Genomic DNA, 18908 nt, shown 5'->3' with positions numbered 1-18908 from the left:
TTTGGCTTTTTGGCACATAGTGCTATATTCCAGTGCCGTATAAGATGAATACAGACAAAGCTGCACTCGGTATAGAGGCGGCAGAGTACGAAAAGGATAAAATTACTATGATAAGAGCGCTCAACACGCGCTGGTGTGCTGTTCTTGAAATGCAGCAGCGCCTTAAAATGCTAAACCCAGGTTCACCTGAAGCGGAGATTGTTGAACACGCAGTTTCGCTCGCGATTAATTCTAAAAGCCAGGAAGAAAACTTAAAATTTTTTCGCTACGACATCATAAGGAATGCAAGGTTCACCCTTCAACGAACAAAAGTTAGGCAGCGTCAGCTATGTAAGAAGGTAGCTTTGCTCACTCCTGCTTGCTTTGAAGAAGCACAAGATTCTGCTTCTTTCGATTTAGAGTCAAAACTACGAGCAGTAATTGCTGCATCGGGTAAGAATATGAGCCAATGCTTTGATGACATGATCAACGACAAGGGTGTTGCTGCTACAGCATTAGCCTGTGGTGTTTCACAACGCACTGCTAACAGGTTACGTCAAAAAGTACGCCGAATTGTGAAGATATACCTAAACTCTCAGGGTTTTGCATAATCTCTCACAGTAGTATTTCCCCTCAAACCTTTCTGTTTAAACGTTTTGCCTTCGGCTGTGACGAAAACTATTGCTTAATTACTTTCAGTAAATCACGACAAACCTATGGTTAGCCAAGCAACTTCTACTAAATTAGTATCGGGTGAAAAAATCCCCATTGTCCTAACAGGACACGCCTTACAGTCTCTACGCGACTCTGGCTATAGTTTACCTGCTGCTCTTGGTGAGGTCATTGACAATAGCTTAGAAGCTAATGCAAACAATATTACATTACACTTTGAAGAGTCTCAGTCTAGGTCTGGGAAGAGACATATTCACCGCATTACTATGATTGATGATGGTGATGGGATGGAACTTGACATCTTACAACGCTATCTCCAATTAGGTTTTTCCACTCGCTATATGCAAACTGACACAATTGGTAAGTATGGCGTAGGAGCAAAACTTGCGGCACTTAATTACGGTCAGCGCATTGATGTTTGGAGCCGCACGAGTAAAGATGAACCTTGGTATCATGTCCATTTTGACCTCGAAGAAGCGTTACAAGAGGAAAAGAAAGGTGAAACTGTTGGCATTGCTCCCCCCGATACTGAACCATTACCAAAGCATATTGTGTCATTTATTCCCCAAGATAGTGGAACAATTGTACTTTGGTCTAAAGTAGAGCGTTTAGAAGAAGGAAAAAAAGCTCCTGATGCAAGGGCACTAAAAGCTGAAATCACCCATGAGTTGTCCCGTATGTTTCGTTACTTTTTAGATGATGGGATTAAAATTTGTGTCGATGGCACAAATTTGTTGCCCCACGATCCTCTAATGCTTATGGAGGGTACATGGGGTGATCAATTTCTTGTCAAATACTATTCTCCACTGAGGAAATCTTTTGAGAAAACTGGTATAAAGCCGGAGTTTCCACTACCTGATGTAACTAAAACACATTTTCCTGCCAAAAGAATTGCAAGAGAAGTTATTAATATTGGACAGTCTTCTTGCAAGCTCACAATTACAGTTTACCCTAGCGAAGTAATTCGTAAAAAATACGCAACAAATAAGAAAGATGAGCTTACTAAGAATTTACGTCTTGAAGAGAATATGGGAGCAATTAGTTTTATTCGCTTGAACCGCGAGATTAACTATACTACATTACCTAGAATCTTCGGTGAAAGAGTTGCTTCCTCTCACCGATTTATTGGCATTGAAATTTCATTTCAGCCGGAGCTTGATGCCTACTTTGGAGTTAGAAATGTCAAGAGAGGCGTAGAGCCATACGATGACTTAAAAGGGCAGCTTCGTGACCTTTTTTCTAAGTATATTCCAGAAGCACTCAACTGTATTAATGAAGTATGGGGTGAAGTTTCACGAAAGTCGAATGATCATCAGGGTGAACATTACCCTCTACTTGAGGCTGCCAAAGAAGCAAATCGGACAATGCCTAAAAGCCGTGTAAAGGTTACAGTAGACTCAAACCAAAAGGAAAGAATTATTGAGGATCTGGCTAGAGATGCTTTACCAGGCAACGATGAAGAGAAGCAAGAAGAACGACAGCAATATTGCGAGTCTATCAAGGATTTGCCATTTATCGTGGAGTCTGTTGACTTTCCTGGTAATTTATTAATTGATACTCAGCACATTGATGGTCAAGTTATCATTCGGATTAATACACGACATCGATTCTATCGGGAGATGTGGGAACCGCTTCGCAGTATTGCAACTGCACTTCCTGAAAGTATATCTAGTGATGAAGCTGTAAAGGCAGCTAGACGTTCAATTGAAGCCTTGACGCTACTCATCATTGCTTATGGCAAGGCTGAGTCAATGGATGAAAATCCCCGTCAGCATTTTTCAGACTTGAGAAGTGACTGGGGCAAATTCACCGATTCCTTAATGGGTAAGGTTAAGGATGTCATCTAGGCTGAATAGTTAGGGAAAATAACTACTGAGCTTTTGTAAAAGTAATGCACAAGTAACAAAAAATATCAACTCTGTCCGATGCTTGCGCTTGCGTTTAAGAAACCTAAGCATCGGATGGATTGATAGTCTCTGCCTTGATTTAGAGGATGTTAGCCGTTGCCGACTTATGGTGTTACGTCGCTGGATGATGCACCCTTCAATTAAAAATACCCCTCTAGTTACATTCCCGAATAACGTTGAGACAACAGAGTAACTATAATAATGATAAAGTTTTTCAATAAATTTTATATTTTTGTAAATTCTCTTGCTGGCTGTATTCTCTCTAATGCTTATTTTTAGGGCTTTTGCAGTTTACTTGGCAAACTCAGTTGTTACCTTGACTAATTGATGAGGTTAAGAGAAACTAACTAAATACTGATGTGCTTGCTTATAATATTAATAAGTTTTGTAAAGATTCTGAGATATATATGTTGATAGATGGAACATTAGTTAACAAATGGCAAATTTGTATCTAAGTGAAAATGTTCCTACGGCTATATATATAGCCTTCTGCTAAGGCAGTAGAATTTTAAGGGTACTTATCGTGGTTGGCCAAGAGCATGGAGACATTAGAGTTCATAATCTATCCAGACGGTCGGGTACAAGAAAAAGTCACTGGCATTGTGGGTGCTTCGTGTGCTGAAGTTACAGCAGCAATAGAGGCGCAGCTGGGGCAAGTACTTAATCATGAGCCAACCTCAGAATATTTCGCCGCCAAGGTGCAGCAATCTAATGTGGCGAATACACACACCACTTACAGCGATTGGTAAGTTTTCACAGTAGTTTAGTGTTATTAATTCACAACCACCATGTCACACTTTAGCCAAATTAAGACTCAAATCCGTAACCTTGATTCTTTGAAAGATGCTTTGACTGAATTGGGCGTAGACTGGAAACCCGGTCCACGCGAAGTTCGTGGCTATCGCGGTCAAACCCATCCTGCGGAAGTTAGTATTGAGCAGGAAAATGGCTACGACATCGGCTTTAGATGGAATGGCAAGGAATATGAATTGGTGGCTGACTTGCAATATTGGCAACAAGATTTGTCTGTAGATGGATTTTTGCGCCAAGTAACACAGCGCTATGCTTATCAAACAGTTGTCAAAGAAACCGCTCGTGTTGGTTTTCAAGTCTCTGAACAACAAAAGAATGAAGATGGTTCAATTCGCCTGGTAGTACAGCGCTGGAGTGCGTAATGGCTGACTTTCTGCCGTCGCCGGAAGAACAAGTTGACAATCGGTCCGGTTTGGAACCAGAATTAGGGGGTTTTTTACGCGATGCCCCAGAACGTTCTGGTTTAGAACCGGAATTGGGTGGTTTGCTGCGCCAAAATGGTGTTTATGTTGATGAAATCACCTGTATTGGTTGCAAGCATTGCGCTCATGTTGCGCGTAACACTTTTTATATTGAACCAGATTACGGGCGATCGCGCGTGGTTCGCCAAGATGGGGATGCTGAGGAAATTATCCAAGAAGCAATTGACACTTGTCCAGTTGATTGTATTCACTGGGTTGATTACACTGAACTCAAAAAATTAGAAGAAGAGCGCAAATATCAGGTAATCCCTTTAGTCGGTTATCCGGTAGAACAAGCAGTTGTAGCTAGCGAACGTCGGCGTAAAAAGCAAAAGTTAAAAACTAAAAAATCCCGTTATTAAGATCAAAACGTTAAATCAATACAATAAAGGACTGGATACACCAGTCCTTTTGTTTTCGTCATACTAGTTAATTTCTGATGTGTAGATCACATCAAATTGGAAAAGGTAGTATTGTTTGATATTGCTAAAACGGCTTTTTAGTAAAGCCTTTTAACCCAAAATTAGTATGGCTACCTTCATTTTAAATTTAGAGGATCATGTTGTGAAAGCAATTTTTCTACTTTCGCTTCGTCTAACCTAGCAGTTAATCTTCTCGTCTCGTGCAAGTCTCTAGTAGTTTTTGCCAAGGTAAAAGTTGAGCCAACAGAGAAAGCCAAACCCATACCCATAAAGCCTTTCACCCAGCTATTTACAGGTAAATTTACAATACCGAAGGTGGTCATAGAAATAGAAATCACGAAAGCTGCCCAAGTTTGAATAACCCAAGCTGGACTGTCTTTTTGAGTACTAATTGTTTGCATATTTCCTACCTTTGAAATGAGTGATTTATACCAATTCGTAATTTGTAATTAAGAGGCGTAAGATTTAATCTAGGTTTTCAGACTTGTATCTATAGTTTAATTTTGGAGAATTGGTGTTATCAGTGATTGTATTAAGTGGTAGGTTTACTGGTATCAATAGTAAGACCAGTTTGGTAACTGGACTTCAAAAATCAAGCTCAAGATCAATTGGAGTAAATGAAAAGTGACACAAGGTTTGTACCACTTTTACAAGTGGCATTAAGCTAAAATTTTTCAGTATTTTTGATGAGCCAAGTAGCACGCTTCTCGAAATACAAGGTTAATTGCCCAAGTCGACTTAAGTAGTGCTTGGGCGATTACTAGTCGTCTAAAGACAACTTTAGCTATTAGCCGAGTAATGAATTACTCGGCGGTTGTTTGGACTAGTACTGCAAGGCAAAGTCAAAAGTCAAAAGTGTTATGGAATAAGCTCTTTAGAGATTTTAAATCGTTGTTCTATTTACGCCGTGGTGTACTAGTGTAATATCTTCAGATTAAACGGATTAACTTACTGATTTATTCATCTGGAAAAGCTTGTACCTTGCCATCAGGGCTAAGAACAACTCGAATCCTGACATTTTGTCCGCGTGTATTGGCGGAAACAAAAGGTTTACCAACTTCAGGCATCCCAGCATTATCAACGAATTCTCTTGCTGCTTTATTAAGGGGAAAAATTCGTTCCACTGTGCCGTCAACACTGACTATCAAACTGTACTCTAATGTTTGTCCTAGTCCGGTGGGTGGTTGCCAACGCTTTTTGAGGTATTCTCTGGCTTCTACTACTTGAGGTGTATCAAATAATGTACCAGTAGCCACTTCTCTGGATGTAGGGGTTTTGCGTCCGTCCCCTAATTGATCGATAAAGGGATTATTATCCGCAGTTCTAGAGGAAGAAAGTTGTGAAGCAGGTTTTTCTCCGGGAGAAGGTGGCTGTAGGGAATTGATTCTTTCCTCTAACTGTTGTGAAGTTAGTGGTCTTTGCTCTAGCTGTTGTGAGGTTAGTGAGGAGGGCTGAATAGAAGTATTGCCACTATTGGGTATAGTGCCAATAGACGGGGGGACTGGTGAGATATTAGTTGGTAAGCTGTTTGTACTAGAAGATAGTCTGGGTGGCAAATTCCGCAGTTGAGGGAGAGCACCAGATTGGGGACTTGACCCTGTAGGGTTCTGTCCAAGATTTGGTAATATGGCAATTTCTTGGCCTGGGATTTTGCTGGGTGGTGCGATCGCAGGATTAGTAGGAAGGCTTGCAGTCGTCCCTTGAGGTATCGTCAGTGCATTATTTGGAGATTGCGGTATGGATAAACTGGAACTAGGGGCTGTTAGAGGTGCTTGGGGCAAACTGGATGTGGAAAGTGGAGGGGTAGAACCTAACAAATTATCTGATGGAGTAGTGAGTCCAGGTTCAGGCGTAGGAAAGCCTAATGAGGTTGAAGGTTCTAGAGCGGTCTTTACCGCTTCTGGATCTGCTGTTTTAGCTGTCTGCTGTTGGTTTTGTCTAATGTTGTTAGCATATTGCCAAGTAAGTGGTAATAAACCTACACCTAATACTAATACTGCGGCAACAGGTGCCCAAGCAGGGAACCTTAGAGTCGAAGTGCTGTTGAGAGTTGGGAGTGCCATGACATCAGTTGAGTATTCATCTAAAGCACTGGCCAAATCGAATAGTTGCAGCAGACTGAGTTGAATTACGGGGCCGGATGAGTGGTTGGCGAGAGAACCGAGAAATAAATTGTGAGTTAAATGGCTACTTGGTTCTAAGCGGATATTTCCCCCAGGAATCTGGGTACTAAAGGAATTTAATGTTTTTATAGAGGATTTTAATTCCGGCTCATTTAATGCTGTGCTTGACTCCTGGGTGTCGGAGAAACTGACGCAAAAGCTTTCTGGAGATTGTTGGAGGAATTGCTGTACGTAGCTTGTGACTGCATCACATAAGGCTTCAAGTTGATCGCGATCACCTCGAATTGGAACTCTTTGTTCTTCTGGGAGTCGGGGATCATCAAAACGTAGCTCAAAGCTTAAGTGCTTGAGGACAGTTTTCCCCATCCAACGGGATAAAGGTGAGCTTTGCGCGAATACTTCTAGCGTGCAAGTAGGGGGTGTGTAGCAACGAATAACAGAATTTGATAGAGGCATAGCAGGAACGGCGAGGAAGACTATTTGGGATTTTGCAAAAAGTTGAGCTAGTTGCTTGCAAAGAAAAGCTGAAACGGTGGATTCCTCCACTCAGAATTTTGTCAGGTTCTTTCCGTTATGCAAGGAGAAATCCAGGTGATAGTGCATCGCCCAAGAAGCTCACGACCATCCAAAAGATTTCCTAATCTAGCAAACAAATTACAAGCGAATTTTGGTTGAGGAATTTCAAATTTCAAATCTAAAATTTTGTAGAACGATCTATAAGTGCTAGCCAGAGACGGCGATGCCCACCAGGAGCACTGTAAAAAAGTAAATCTACAAGCAGTTTTAATGCCAGGTTGGTTAGTAAATCCGTTGAGATTTGCTCGTCCTCTTCCATCCGCTCTTGGTAAGTGTTGCAAAAAGCATCAATATAATCTCCAAGTAAAGCAGCTTGGTGAGGTTCCCGGTTATTTTCTGCCATTTGTTCCAACAGACCGACGGCACGGCGAATCAATTCCTGGTGCTGTTTGGCTAGGTAGCAGATGATCAGAACAAGCGATCGCGCTTCTTCGACATCTAGCTTTTTTCGCCCTCCTTGACCTTTGCGTAGGGGATTTGATTGGCGCAGTCGCCATAAAGCTACGCGGTCTGGCACTCTTGACTCTAAATTCAGATCAGTTGCCGCCGAAAGCATAGCCTCTGAACCAATCCCAGTCAAGGTTTCTAGCGCCAACAGCACCAAGTCTAATTGGGTTTTGATATTGTCCCATTGAACTGTGTTTGGGGCTGGAAGCTTGATTAGATCCTCCCACTGGGAATTTGGAGTGGCTGAGTTGGCGGCCGAGTGCATAACTTTTAGCATAGGTGATCAAGCTGATAGAGGATGTTGCTGTTACCCATTTTGAAACCAGACTCTCAAGCATCAAGCTTGGTTTCCCGTAGTTATGAGTCAGAGGTCATCTAGCTTTTTTATGTGGTAAACAGCAGGTATCTTTGTCCTACTCTAGATGAAAATTTCTTTTCGACAAAGTAGAAAAGTATCAATTCTAGTTAAGGTTTACCCGGCTTTCGCTGCTAGTTCCGTACAAGAGTATAAATAAACTATTATTTTGAATGCTAACCGCTAATTATCGTCAAGTAATTATGTAGAATACCTCCTAATTTCTTTGCGGTTATAAATTTTGGGATTTTTTGATGTTTATTATTTGGTCTTTATGTATACATAATTACTATACAAATCTTTTGCCTGTTTGCAAAAGGTGCTTCTTGCTGCTAGATATCATCACACCCCAGTTTTACTTGTGTGTAGCCTTTTATTTCAGGGCAGTCTGGACAACATCAGGACAATTGATGCCTTCTTAAAACTAATGACAAACTGAAAAATTTGATAAAGTCAACGTTTGAAGATGCTGGCTAATTGATTTTTCCCAACTTAGTTGGTATCATATCTCTAACCGCAAACCACGCACATATCAAAACTCATTTATAAACTTGATGGGCAGAGGTAATAGTTTAGACTTTTACCAAAACCCATGCTTTAGTATGGGTTAAAGATAATTCACTGGTAAGAATAGTAACGCAATATAACAACTATGAAAAAGCACTTTTTTGCCTTTTCACTGATAGCTTGCGCTGTCAGTGTGACTCTGCCAACTCAGGCATTGGCGGTTAAGCTATACGGTGCTGGTAGTTTACGTGATAGCCTCACAGAAGTAGCTGAATCTTTTAACGAGAGATATGGGATTCTAGTAGAAACGAGATTTGGCCCGTCTGGTTTAACACGAGAATTTATAGAACAAGAATTTTTCGAAACTGGAAAATCCGCAGATGTTTTTGCTAGTGCAGATATTGATAACCCTCAGACATTGTTTCAAGAAGGTTTAAGTAAATCTGTAGTAAACTTCACTAGCAACCGTATGACTGCTGTTGTGAGATCAGGGCTTGGTATCACATCAGATAATTTGTTGGATTTTTTGCTAAAATCCGAAATCAAGTTGGGAACCTCAACGCCTGTAGCAGATCCATCTGGTAACTATGCATGGCAGATATTTGACAAAGCTGATCAGGTTACACCTGGTAGCTCTCAAATTTTGAAGGATAAAGCCTTGCAGTTAGTAGGTGGTAATCCTAATGCCCTTATAGTTCCTAATGGCAAAAATAATTTAGTCTACTTTCTAGAAGAAACAAAGCAGGCAGATATATTTTTATCTTATTACACCAGTGGGAAGACTGCCCAAGCAACAGAAGGCGGCGAAAATTTGCAAATAGTAGAGTTACCCTACTATTTAGCAACGAAAGCTAATTATGGATTGACCACACTGAAAAACGCCGATCCTGATGGTGAAAAATTAGCTGAATATATCCTGTCACAAAAAGGGCAAGGAATTTTGGCAAAGTATGGATTTACCGCACCCTCTACTTCTGTTCCCGAACATCAGGGTGCGGGTGGAATTTTACTGTAAGTGTAGCTTTAATCCTGAATAAAAAACAAGCAATTGTCAAAAAGTGATTAATCAAATTAGACCACCCCAAATAGAAAACTCTCTAATTTTGTCTCAAACTGAATCAATCTGATACTACATCTACATAAGTAAAATATGAATAAACTGAAGATTTTTCCTTTTTTATCTCAAAAAATAGCAAAGCCAAGTATAGCTCTGATAGCGGGAATCTCATCGACTATTCTGTTTGCTATCCCTGTCTATGCAGCTACCCTTGGTCAAAATCTTATTGTTAATGGTGATGCAGAACAAGGGCAAGGAGATGCAATTGGTAATGCTGTTGGGGCTGATATACCTTTTATCCCTGGCTGGATTTCAAGTGATAGTTTCAGTGTGCTGCAATATGGAGCAACAGGTTTTGAATTTACTAACGCTTTGGGCAATATAGTTGCCGTTAGTGGACTTCCTGATGCTAATAATTTAGGGCCAAGTGTACGTGGAAAAAATCTCTTTTTTGGTGGTGCTAATAGAGCCTCATCAAGTGCTTCTCAATTAATTGATATAGCTGACCTTGCCTCCATTATTGATGTTGGACAAGGAGCATACGATTTGAGCGCCTGGTTAGGTGGCTACGGCACTGATTTAGATAATGTGGCATTTAGTCTTAATTTCCTCAATCAAGATGGTCAATCTCTAAACACAACATTGATTACTTCTCCCACTCCAGACGAAAGAAATAATACAACAGGTTTATTATTCAAATCTACAAAAGGTTTTGTTCCCATTGGTGCAAGACAAATTAATGTTGCTCTGGATATGAACTATGTTCGTGGGCGCGTGAATGATGGCTATGCTGATAACCTTTCCCTAGTAATCACCAAGGTTCCAGAACCATCAATCTCAGATTTATTGCTAGTTAGTTCATCTTGTCTGATGGTATGGAAATTACGTAGAAATCGCCAATTATTGTCGTAGATGGCATTAGAATCATCCTGACTTTGAACGATAAAATCGTATTTTTATCGCACTGATCACAAATTTTTTTAAATAGCAATTTCTGGAATCTCAACTAAATCTGGCTACTAATTTGCTGTCTTATCCACGCACGAAATGCTTTCATTGTCGCATTTCTACCATTGGTTTTACTCTGCACCAAATATTCGGGAATCACTAGGGAAATTAGAAAAATTGAGAAAATATAACTGGTATTTGATTCTACATATTTCCCGTTTAACAGCACATTAATTTCCAACTTGATGCCGTTCCATCGCCACAGTTCCGGTATTCTCAAAGCTTGATAATTATTGAACCGAGTGCGGGAGGTAATATCAATTTCAATCGCTAAATCTGGAGGCGGGTCAGTTTCTAAATTGATTCTATCTTTGCCCCTAATTCTAGCTTCATTTTGGATATAGAAACAATCATCAGGTTCTACCCCAGAATCCATAATTTCCTTATCAAAAGTCGTAGAGCCTAAACTCCAAAATTCCAGGTCGAGTTCTTATAATAAAACTTTTACCAAATCCCCAATAATAACTTTAGCTACTTCATGTTCTGGCAATGGAGCCATTATTTCTAGCATCCCTTGACTGTAGCCTATGCACGAACTGCGATTGTCTCCTAATTCTGCCAAAATTCGTTTGTATGCCGGCCAGGAGATATCTTTAATCAATAACTGATGACCGGCTTTTACAATTAGTTGATTAAGTTCAAGTAACATAGCATTCCTGCTCTTTATTTGATGTGAGCAACGGTAACACCAGTGCCGCCATCTGCTTGTTCTGCTGGTTCGTAGTTGTTAACTCTGGGATGCTGTTGCAAAAATGCGTGAACTCCTTGTCGCAGTTTGCCAGTACCATACCCGTGAATAATCCAGACTGGGCCTGTAGCTTCCGAGATGGCTTTATCTAAAATGTATTCCGCATCAGCCACCCGTTTACCGCGCAAATCGATGGTGTTTTGCGAGGTGCGAATTTCTGGGACATTTTGCGGTGGTGGCGTTACTGCTGCTGGGGCTGGTTTGGGTTTGACGATTGGTTCGGGTTTTTGACCATCTAGAGATTCTACGTCTTGCAACTTCACCGTCATCTTCATTAGCCCAAACCGAACACTTAACTCCCCATCTTGATCTGGGGCGGTGATCACATCCGCTATCTGTCCGAGTTTGGGAATGCGGACGCGATCGCCTACTTTGGGCATAAATCCAGCTTTTGGTTTTGCTGGCGTTGCTGGCTGATATTGTTGGCCAATTTGATTTAAAGCATTGGTTGCTTGCTGGGCCTCTTGGGCTGTGGGCGTACCTTTCTGCAAACGGCGAATCACTTGGGCAATTTCACCTTTTGCTTGAGCGATCGCTTCCTTGACTGCTATCTCCTGCGAAGCCCGCAAACTACTTTCCCTTTCCTCCAAACTTGCGGCTTTTGCGGATACTTCTTTGTATAAACGTTCCGCTTGCTGCAACAAACTTTGGGCTTCGGCTGCTTTGGTTTCCTGGCTGCGGCGTTGCGCTTCTAAGCCTGCAATCACCTGGTTAACTTCATCTGTGGCCTCTCCCACTTGAGTTTTCGCCTCTTCTACCACTTCTGGCTTTAATCCCAAGCGCAGGGCAATAGTTAAGGCGTTAGAACGTCCGGGAATGCCCCACAATAAACGATAAGTAGGCGAGAGAGTACTTTCGTCAAATTCTACAGAGGCATTTTCAAAGCGCTCATCTTCGTATTTCAGGGCTTTCAATTCCCCGAAGTGAGTGGTGGCGATCGTTAGCTGGGCATGGTTGGCTAGATATTGCAACAAGGCGATCGCTAGGGCGCTACCTTCAACTGGATCGGTTCCTGCGCCGACTTCATCAAGTAAGACTAGGGAGTGGGGAGTGGGGAGTGGGGAGTAGTCTAGATTCTCTGCTTTCCCATTGTCTAATGCTTCTAAAATGCGACTAATCCGGCGGATGTGTCCAGAGAATGTGGATAAACTTTGTTGTAAGGATTGTTCATCACCAATATCTGCCAACACCTGATCAAACCAAGGTATTTCCACTGGTTCGCGGGCGGGGACAAATAAACCTACTTTGGCCATCAATGCAGCTAATCCCAAAGTTTTTAGGGTTACAGTTTTACCGCCAGTGTTAGGCCCGGTAATTGTCACTACCCGGATTAGCGGGTTTATCAACAAATCTACAGGAACTACTGGTTGCCCTTGTTCGTGCTGTTGTTGCCACACTAACAATGGATGTCGCAAATTCCGCAAGGTAATGATTTCATTGTCTTCTCTTCGGATAAATCGCGGAGGATTCGCTCCTAGCCAGTAGCTATACCGCGATCTAGCGGTTGCCAAATCCAAAGTGGTAGCGATCGCTAACAACCTCTCCAAATCTGGTTTGACTGCGGCTACCTGTTCTGTCAAAGCACGGCGAATCGCTTCTTCTTCGGCTTGCTCTCTTCTAATTATCTGCCGCAGTTGGTTGCCTAGAGGCACTACTGAATTCGGTTCCACGTACAGGGTTGCACCACTGGTAGAGGTATCGTGGACAATACCGGGGATGGCATCTTTTTGGGGTGCTTTTACCGGGATGACAAAGCGATCGCCTCGTTGCGTAATTAGCTGTTCTTGAACTGCGCCAGATTTTGCCTGTAAGATATTTTGCAGCTTTTGAGTAATTTGGCTGCGTACTCGCCGCAAATCTGTGCGAATTTCTCCCAGTTTTTGACTCGCGCGGTCAGTTACCTGGGCCCGTTCATCAATACATCGGTGAATTTCTTGCTCTAATTCTGGATAAGTCCGCAAATCGGCAACCAAATCAGTCAATATCGGCAAATCTTCCTGATTGTCAATGACACGGCGCAAATTTCTAGCACCAGCGAGGGTGGTAGCGATCGCTAACAGTTCATCCCCTGCCAAAACTCCACTGCGTTCTGCCCGTTCTAGGGAATCGCCAATATCTTGAATTCCTTCAAATGACAGCCCCGTGGTGAGGCGAGTTTCTAGTTGGTAGACTTCTTTGGTTTGCTCTAACAACTGTTCGCTTTGAATCTGAGAATCGGGTATTTTCAGATGACGCGCAGCTGTCGCCCCCAGCTTAGTTGCCGCAAAGGTGGCAAGATGCTGGCAGAGGCGATGCCATTCTAATAGTTCTAAGGTTTCAGATTGGATCAAGGTTTCAACATCTAATCTGAAATCATCGTAACAATTCTAGCTCCTAGATGGATAAATCTTAAAGGAGAAAATTTTGGTTTAATCAATAGTCGAGAGGTATATTTGCCCTCTGTTACCTCCACGTCTTGTACACCCATGTATTTTATGCTACATGGAATGTCGTCTTAGTCTAAAATCAAACATTTTTGTTTACTTCATATAACCATATAATGCGGCTCTATTGTAAAAAAATAGAAGTTTTTCGGTAATCAAATAATTGTTGATTTACTTAATTTAGTGAATTTTTACTTAATAATTATATTTTATTTTAAATAAAAATTATAGATATTTTTATAGACAAACACTCTTAAAATAAAATATGTAATTTTTTGTATTAAATATTGTAGTATTAGCATAGATTTAAATAGACTTAGATGCTATAAAAGTACCAGCACATATAATTTACAAAATATTATGCTGTTCAGCCCTGCCAACTTGCCCTATTGGATATTTATAGGGATGGGAGTCTTGCTGTTCTTATTTATGATAATTTCTGGCGGAGGAGGAGAAGATATTGATGCTGACGTTGATGCTGACGTTGATGCAGATAGTAATAATGAATTGAGTTTTGGACAATTCTTGGGATGGGCAGGTATTGGTAAAGCTCCACTTATATTGTTACTGGCAACAGATTTAAGTCTCTGGGGCGTTTTTGGCTGGATGTTGAATGTTTGGTTTGGTAGCATTATTAATAATAAAGTTAACAGTTTATTCGGGGTTATAATATTATTTTTTTCGATGATAATCAGCCTATTGATGGGAGGATTAATAGCGCGACCAATTGGCCAAATTTTTGCAGACTTTGGTGAGGATGCAAGTAGCGATCGCTTGATAGGTTGCGTTGGTATTGTTACGTCTGCTTACATTCCTATCGGCAATCAAGGTAGAATTGGACAAGTAGATGTACTGGATACAAAGCGCAATCTATTAACAGTTAGTGCTGTGATACCAGACTGGGCAACTATTGCTCCACAACGAGGAGAAAAAGTTTTAGTCATTGAACATAAAGCACAAATTTACGTAGTTATTGCCAAAGATAGTCCTGATCAAGAACAATGGTTAACTAACTTATCTCAGATAAATTAAACTTAGTGAAAGGAAAAAATATGCTTTTTTGGTTAACTTTTATCCAGTCTTTACCGAGTGCCACAATAGCTGAAGTTCCACAAATTAATTTACAATCCCAACAAAAGCAAACAACATTAATTTCCCAAACCCTTCCAGTCAGAATCCAACCGACTGTTGCTCAAATTAACGGCGGATTAGTATTTCCTGGAGTTATTGCCGCTTTAGTTTTATTACTGCTATTTAGCTTATTTGCTTATACACGGGTTTATGTAGTTACACCCAACAACGAAGCTTTCGTGAGAACTGGGGGTCTTTTTATCAAAAAGAAATCGGTAATTCTCTATGGCGGTTGTATTGTTCTACCGGGATTTCATCAACTAACTCGCGTACCTCTGCGAGAAATTTCCATTGATGTGGAACGCACTGGTAAACTTGCGGTTCGCACTAAAGATTATTTACGAGCAGATATTCGAGTTACTTTTTATGTATGTATTAATGCCTCCGAAGATGATGTTTTAACAGCAGCCGCTAGACTATCTCAAAATGGTAGTAAAATTACTCCTGAAGATATTAAAAATGCTTTAGAAAAACGAGCAGATGATGCAATTAGGGCGGCAGCTAAAACTAAGGATTTAGCAGAAATAGATTCTGATAAATTAGGGTTTGCTCAGGAGGTGTTGAACTTAGTTGGCACCGATTTAAAAAAAGTGGGATTAACTCTAAATAATATTGCCATCTCAGAAATATTAGAAAGTGTTACCTACGATCCAGATAACTTCTTTGATGCTCAAGGCGTGCGTTTGCGAACAGAAATTATTCAGCGCTCAATTCAGCAAAAACGGGAAGTAGAGTTAGCAGCACAAGTGACAATTGAGCAAAAAGAATTGGATGCCCAAAAGCGATCGCTACAAATTGCCCAAGAGCAAGAAAGCGCTAAATTGGAGCAAAAATTCCAAGTAGAAGCACAAAAAGCACAGAAAGAGCGCGAAATTCAAGAATCCAAAGATAGAGAGGCTGCAACAGTACGCCGTAGCAAAATTTTGCAAGAAAAATCAATTGAAGAAGAAGAAATTCGCAAAAAATTATCGGTGCAGCAAAGCCAAATTGAAGCTGATATTTCCCTAGAAGAACGTAATAAACAGCTAAAGGTAGCACAAGCACTGCAAAAACAAGAATCTGAGCTTGCAGAGATTTTACGTGAACAAAGTGTAGAATCTGGAAAGTTACAAGCACAAGTGCATATAGCTGAGTCAGAACGAGTTGCCAAGCTAGCTCAAGAAGATGTAGCGATCGCTATTGCTAACAAAAAACGCGAAAGCTTTGTTGCACAAGCACAACAAGCCAAAGCTGAGGAATCAGTTAAGACAGCAGGTGAGGTTGAAAAAGCCGAACGTAACAAACGCCTATCGGTAATTGCAGCAGAACGAGAAGCCGAAGAACGGAGTATTGGCGATCGCAACGTTGTAGAAATCGATGCTTTCCGCCGTCGCCGCCAAGCAGAAATTGCCCAACAAGCAGCAGAATTAGAAGCTGAAGCAATTCGCACTCTAGCAGCAGCTAATCGCGATAAAGTTTTAGCAGAAGCAGAAGGTATTCAAGCAAAAATTGCCGCCGAAAATTCTATTAGTAACGCCAACCTGACTGCCAAAATTATTACCTCAGTTTGGCCAGAACTAGCCGATAAACTACCAGAAATTGTCACCGCTTTAGCACCACAACCAGGAGTTTTAGGAGATACTCGGATCTATTCATTTCCTGGTGCAAACGGTAGTAGTGGCAGCCAAGATATTAACAAATTACTATTATCTACCAGTGGACTTTCCTTAATCAACACCTTACTTGACGAAGGCAAACTAGGCGAATTAATTGGTCAAATCAGCCAGTTAGTGCGTGGCAATAACCAAGTAATAACTGACACAAAAAGCCATCTTTCCTTAGAAACTATCACAACACCAACTCTAATCGAAAACGCTACAAAAACTGATTAAGTAGCGACTATTTCTTGCGCCAGAACGTAAGGCTGAACGATGAGAGTATTAAATCGCTTAGTGCGATTGCCATTCCATTCTCCCACCTGTACTATTGTCGGTTTGACAATCAATTGTTGATCAATCCACTGTTCTACTGATGGTATGTTATCACTGGCGATCGCTACTCCAACATCCACCAAGTTTAGCTCAAGTGCCACCAAAATTACTGCATCTCGTTGTACATGAGGAATTAGCCACTCCCACTCTGCCTCATCCAAAATTTCCGTTAATTCCGCTCTTAAATCCGACATCATTCCCCAATGTTTATTTATAGATGGCTATTTTCACATTATTAACTAAAAGGTACTTTCTGACAAATGACCAATTACTAAACTTCTGATTTCATTTCATCAATTTCAAATAAAGATACAATTACTCCAGCTATAGGAATAGATATAAAAACACCTAATAATCCTGCTACTTTAGCTCCTACTAGCAAAGCAAAGAATACTACTACAGGATTAAGATTTAGCGCATCTTGCATAATTCGAGGCGCAATCAAGTTGTCTTGTATCTGCTGGAGGACAATACAAGCTATTAAGACTTTCAATGCTAACCAAACACCTTGAGACAAGACAACTAAACTAACTGTGCTGACTCCTAATGTTGCTCCTATGCCAGGAATGATATCAAGAATTCCGATGATAACTGACAATATCAAAGCAAAAGGTACTTTTAATATTAAAAAAACTAAAAACGTTGTACTTGTGAGAAATACACTTAATAACAACTGACCTCTAAAAAAACCTAAAAAGGATCGTCTGATTATCTTAGTAAATCTATCACGGCGCTGTTTTGGTACTATTTTTATGGTAAAGTTCCACAGCTTATCTCCATCCAGTAGCATAAAAAAAGCCACAACTGCAATTAATATAAATGTAAGAAAGTTCGTCATAAATCCTTGTAAAATAGCTAAACTAGTAACAAGGCTAGATACGGCTTGGTTTCGTAATTGTTCTTGAAGGAAACTTAAATTTATCTGCAAATTACGACTTTGCAAAAGCCCTTCTAGTCGCTCTAATAAAGGTATTAAAGAATTCACAAAGCCAGTTATACTGTCAATTAATTGTTGTCCTTGAGATAAAACCGTTAAGCCTACGGTAATTATCAGACTGCCAATAATCACAACGCTGAACAAGAAAACGACAACAACAGCTACACCGTGGGGCAGAAAACGCCGCAGCCATTGTACAGGATAACTAAGTAAAAAAGCCAAAATTGCAGCAAATGTGAAAATAACAATGACCGCTTCAAAGTAAGCTAAAAGCTGTACAATTGCCCAGCCAGAAGCAACCAAAAGCAAAAAGCGGACTAACGCCAGATTATTTAATCGCTCCCAAAAATTTTTGGCTTCAAAGCCGCTCATATGCTGTTTAGGGTGAAATTGATGGTAGATTTGCCTAGCAGCTGCATTTAAGCACAAAGTCTCACTTCATTGCTAGAGCACATTGACATTAAACATACAGAGACTAAGGCGCGATCGCTACCACCCTAAAGCATATATCTCTTGCTTGTTTAACTCATCTTCCTAGATCATGCATATCGTTAATTACCGTGGCACACTTTTGTGTCAATGCTTCCAATTCCTCTTTATTACTGGAACTAGGAGCATCAATCAAGTTCCCAATTCTCACAGTGATAGGAACTGCGCGAGGTAGGGACGATCCTTTTTGTAAAATCTCCTCAGTACCCCAGACACTCACCGGCAATATTGGGGCTTTTGCTTTCGCTGCTAGTAGCAGTGCGCCTCTCTTGGGATCTGTAATTCTACCATCTGGGGTGCGAGTGCCTTGCAAGAAAACACCGACAGCCCAACCGTTATTGAGATATTCTAGGGCGGAACGGATGGCATTGCGATCGGCATTTCCGCGACTCACTGGGTAAGCGCCATACAGTTTAATCGCTTGCGCCAAAACTGGGATATTAAATAACTCTTCCTTAGCCATGTACGCCACTGGACGACGTACACAGTTGGAGACAATTGGCGGGTCAAAATAACTAGCGTGATTACTTACTACCAGCAACGGTCCTGATTGGGGGACATTTTCCGTACCATAAATCTGGCCCCGAAAGTAAGCGTGAAGCATGGGGCTGACGACCGACCATTTAAAGGCGTGGTAAAGCGCCAGACTGATAAACGGTTCGCGGTTTCTGTCCACAGAAGATAATTCAAATCAGACTGAATTTAGCATACGCGATCGCTAGGCCCAGAGCAAACCCAAAAAAGCAGTAGATATGAATTACTTCGCCCATCTGGAAAACTCTCTAGAAACGCTGTGGGTGGCAAGATTGCCGTAAGGGTACGTGGAACTCGCTACCGTTGCGCTATCCGCTTTATCGGCCAGAATTCAGAATTAATTTTGACT

At 41.0% G+C, this 18908-nt stretch carries 16 protein-coding genes and 1 pseudogene; 9 read left to right on the top strand and 8 right to left on the bottom strand.

Annotated features, from left to right (window positions below; genetic code table 11):
- Positions 1-44: 44 nt before the first annotated feature.
- The 5 genes from H6G96_RS28560 (at position 45) to H6G96_RS28540 (ending at position 4194) form a co-directional block, all read left to right on the top strand.
- Complete coding sequence (locus H6G96_RS28560) at positions 45-590, top strand: hypothetical protein (protein ID WP_190915851.1); 546 nt, start codon at positions 45-47, stop codon at positions 588-590.
- Positions 591-695: 105 nt separating this feature from the next.
- On the top strand, positions 696-2498 hold the full coding sequence (locus H6G96_RS28555; RefSeq protein WP_190915849.1) for an ATP-binding protein: 1803 nt from the start codon (positions 696-698) through the stop codon (positions 2496-2498).
- 599 nt (positions 2499-3097) lie between these two features.
- The gene (locus tag H6G96_RS28550; RefSeq protein ID WP_012406943.1) at positions 3098-3307 is read left to right on the top strand and encodes a DUF2997 domain-containing protein; all 210 of its coding nucleotides are present in this window, start codon (positions 3098-3100) and stop codon (positions 3305-3307) included.
- A 39-nt stretch (positions 3308-3346) separates the two neighbouring features.
- Positions 3347-3733, top strand: coding sequence for a DUF1257 domain-containing protein (locus H6G96_RS28545; RefSeq protein WP_012406942.1), 387 nt, complete (start codon positions 3347-3349; stop codon positions 3731-3733).
- Positions 3733-4194 carry a ferredoxin gene (locus H6G96_RS28540; protein ID WP_190915847.1) on the top strand — a complete coding sequence of 154 codons (462 nt, stop codon included), beginning with the start codon at positions 3733-3735 and terminating at the stop codon, positions 4192-4194. The genes H6G96_RS28545 and H6G96_RS28540 overlap by 1 nt, the downstream gene beginning before the upstream one ends.
- 176 nt (positions 4195-4370) lie before the next feature.
- On the opposite strand, the gene H6G96_RS28535 is transcribed toward H6G96_RS28540, so the two are convergent.
- The 3 genes from H6G96_RS28535 to H6G96_RS28525 form a co-directional block, all read right to left on the bottom strand.
- Positions 4371-4655 carry a YiaA/YiaB family inner membrane protein gene (locus tag H6G96_RS28535; RefSeq protein WP_190915845.1) on the bottom strand — a complete coding sequence of 95 codons (285 nt, stop codon included), beginning with the start codon at positions 4653-4655 and terminating at the stop codon, positions 4371-4373.
- A 555-nt stretch (positions 4656-5210) separates the two neighbouring features.
- A complete protein-coding gene (locus tag H6G96_RS28530; protein WP_190915843.1) occupies positions 5211-6833 on the bottom strand; it encodes a DUF4335 domain-containing protein in 1623 nt (540 codons plus the stop codon).
- 238 nt (positions 6834-7071) lie between these two features.
- Positions 7072-7677, bottom strand: a complete 606-nt coding sequence (locus H6G96_RS28525) for a DUF3038 domain-containing protein (RefSeq protein ID WP_069069205.1) — start codon at positions 7675-7677, stop codon at positions 7072-7074.
- A 730-nt stretch (positions 7678-8407) separates the two neighbouring features.
- On the opposite strand from H6G96_RS28525, the gene H6G96_RS28520 reads away from it, so the two are divergent.
- Both H6G96_RS28520 and H6G96_RS28515 read left to right on the top strand, forming a co-directional pair.
- Complete coding sequence (locus H6G96_RS28520) at positions 8408-9277, top strand: molybdate ABC transporter substrate-binding protein (protein ID WP_190915841.1); 870 nt, start codon at positions 8408-8410, stop codon at positions 9275-9277.
- A 135-nt stretch (positions 9278-9412) separates the two neighbouring features.
- The gene (locus H6G96_RS28515; protein WP_190915839.1) at positions 9413-10231 is read left to right on the top strand and encodes a PEP-CTERM sorting domain-containing protein; all 819 of its coding nucleotides are present in this window, start codon (positions 9413-9415) and stop codon (positions 10229-10231) included.
- Between the two features lie 94 nt (positions 10232-10325).
- On the opposite strand, the pseudogene H6G96_RS28510 reads toward H6G96_RS28515, so the two are convergent.
- Positions 10326-10976 (bottom strand): annotated as a pseudogene (locus tag H6G96_RS28510) (Uma2 family endonuclease).
- Between the two features lie 14 nt (positions 10977-10990).
- Complete coding sequence (locus H6G96_RS28505; RefSeq protein WP_190915837.1) at positions 10991-13405, bottom strand: endonuclease MutS2; 2415 nt, start codon at positions 13403-13405, stop codon at positions 10991-10993.
- A 453-nt stretch (positions 13406-13858) separates the two neighbouring features.
- On the opposite strand from H6G96_RS28505, the gene H6G96_RS28500 reads away from it, so the two are divergent.
- A complete protein-coding gene (locus tag H6G96_RS28500; RefSeq protein ID WP_190915835.1) occupies positions 13859-14530 on the top strand; it encodes an OB-fold-containig protein in 672 nt (223 codons plus the stop codon).
- Between the two features lie 20 nt (positions 14531-14550).
- Positions 14551-16500 carry an SPFH domain-containing protein gene (locus H6G96_RS28495; protein ID WP_190915833.1) on the top strand — a complete coding sequence of 650 codons (1950 nt, stop codon included), beginning with the start codon at positions 14551-14553 and terminating at the stop codon, positions 16498-16500.
- Here H6G96_RS28495 and H6G96_RS28490 read toward each other — a convergent pair.
- The 3 genes from H6G96_RS28490 to H6G96_RS28480 form a co-directional block, all read right to left on the bottom strand.
- The gene (locus H6G96_RS28490; RefSeq protein ID WP_190915881.1) at positions 16497-16793 is read right to left on the bottom strand and encodes a DUF2288 domain-containing protein; all 297 of its coding nucleotides are present in this window, start codon (positions 16791-16793) and stop codon (positions 16497-16499) included. The two genes, H6G96_RS28495 and H6G96_RS28490, sit on opposite strands and share 4 nt — an antisense overlap.
- Positions 16794-16870: 77 nt before the next feature.
- The gene (locus H6G96_RS28485; protein WP_190915831.1) at positions 16871-17908 is read right to left on the bottom strand and encodes an AI-2E family transporter; all 1038 of its coding nucleotides are present in this window, start codon (positions 17906-17908) and stop codon (positions 16871-16873) included.
- 154 nt (positions 17909-18062) lie between these two features.
- The gene (locus H6G96_RS28480) at positions 18063-18701 is read right to left on the bottom strand and encodes a lysophospholipid acyltransferase family protein (protein ID WP_190915829.1); all 639 of its coding nucleotides are present in this window, start codon (positions 18699-18701) and stop codon (positions 18063-18065) included.
- Between the last annotated feature and the right edge of the window lie 207 nt (positions 18702-18908).

The sequence above is a fragment of the Nostoc sp. FACHB-892 genome (genome assembly GCF_014698795.1).
GTDB lineage: Bacteria > Cyanobacteriota > Cyanobacteriia > Cyanobacteriales > Nostocaceae > Nostoc.
The sequence above is the reverse complement of the archived record's forward strand: the minus strand, read 5'-3'. Positions and strand labels throughout refer to the sequence as shown.

Excerpts from the sequence above, each read along its gene's own strand:
- H6G96_RS28560 (WP_190915851.1), top strand. The coding sequence starts at position 45 with ATGAATACAGACAAAGCTGCACTCGGTATAGAGGCGGCAGAGTACGAA.
- H6G96_RS28555 (WP_190915849.1), top strand. The coding sequence starts at position 696 with ATGGTTAGCCAAGCAACTTCTACTAAATTAGTATCGGGTGAAAAAATC.
- H6G96_RS28550 (WP_012406943.1), top strand. The coding sequence starts at position 3,098 with ATGGAGACATTAGAGTTCATAATCTATCCAGACGGTCGGGTACAAGAA.
- H6G96_RS28545 (WP_012406942.1), top strand. The coding sequence starts at position 3,347 with ATGTCACACTTTAGCCAAATTAAGACTCAAATCCGTAACCTTGATTCT.
- H6G96_RS28540 (WP_190915847.1), top strand. The coding sequence starts at position 3,733 with ATGGCTGACTTTCTGCCGTCGCCGGAAGAACAAGTTGACAATCGGTCC.
- H6G96_RS28535 (WP_190915845.1), bottom strand. The coding sequence starts at position 4,655 with ATGCAAACAATTAGTACTCAAAAAGACAGTCCAGCTTGGGTTATTCAA.
- H6G96_RS28530 (WP_190915843.1), bottom strand. The coding sequence starts at position 6,833 with ATGCCTCTATCAAATTCTGTTATTCGTTGCTACACACCCCCTACTTGC.
- H6G96_RS28525 (WP_069069205.1), bottom strand. The coding sequence starts at position 7,677 with ATGCTAAAAGTTATGCACTCGGCCGCCAACTCAGCCACTCCAAATTCC.
- H6G96_RS28520 (WP_190915841.1), top strand. The coding sequence starts at position 8,408 with ATGAAAAAGCACTTTTTTGCCTTTTCACTGATAGCTTGCGCTGTCAGT.
- H6G96_RS28515 (WP_190915839.1), top strand. The coding sequence starts at position 9,413 with ATGAATAAACTGAAGATTTTTCCTTTTTTATCTCAAAAAATAGCAAAG.
- H6G96_RS28500 (WP_190915835.1), top strand. The coding sequence starts at position 13,859 with ATGCTGTTCAGCCCTGCCAACTTGCCCTATTGGATATTTATAGGGATG.
- H6G96_RS28495 (WP_190915833.1), top strand. The coding sequence starts at position 14,551 with ATGCTTTTTTGGTTAACTTTTATCCAGTCTTTACCGAGTGCCACAATA.
- H6G96_RS28490 (WP_190915881.1), bottom strand. The coding sequence starts at position 16,793 with ATGTCGGATTTAAGAGCGGAATTAACGGAAATTTTGGATGAGGCAGAG.
- H6G96_RS28485 (WP_190915831.1), bottom strand. The coding sequence starts at position 17,908 with ATGAGCGGCTTTGAAGCCAAAAATTTTTGGGAGCGATTAAATAATCTG.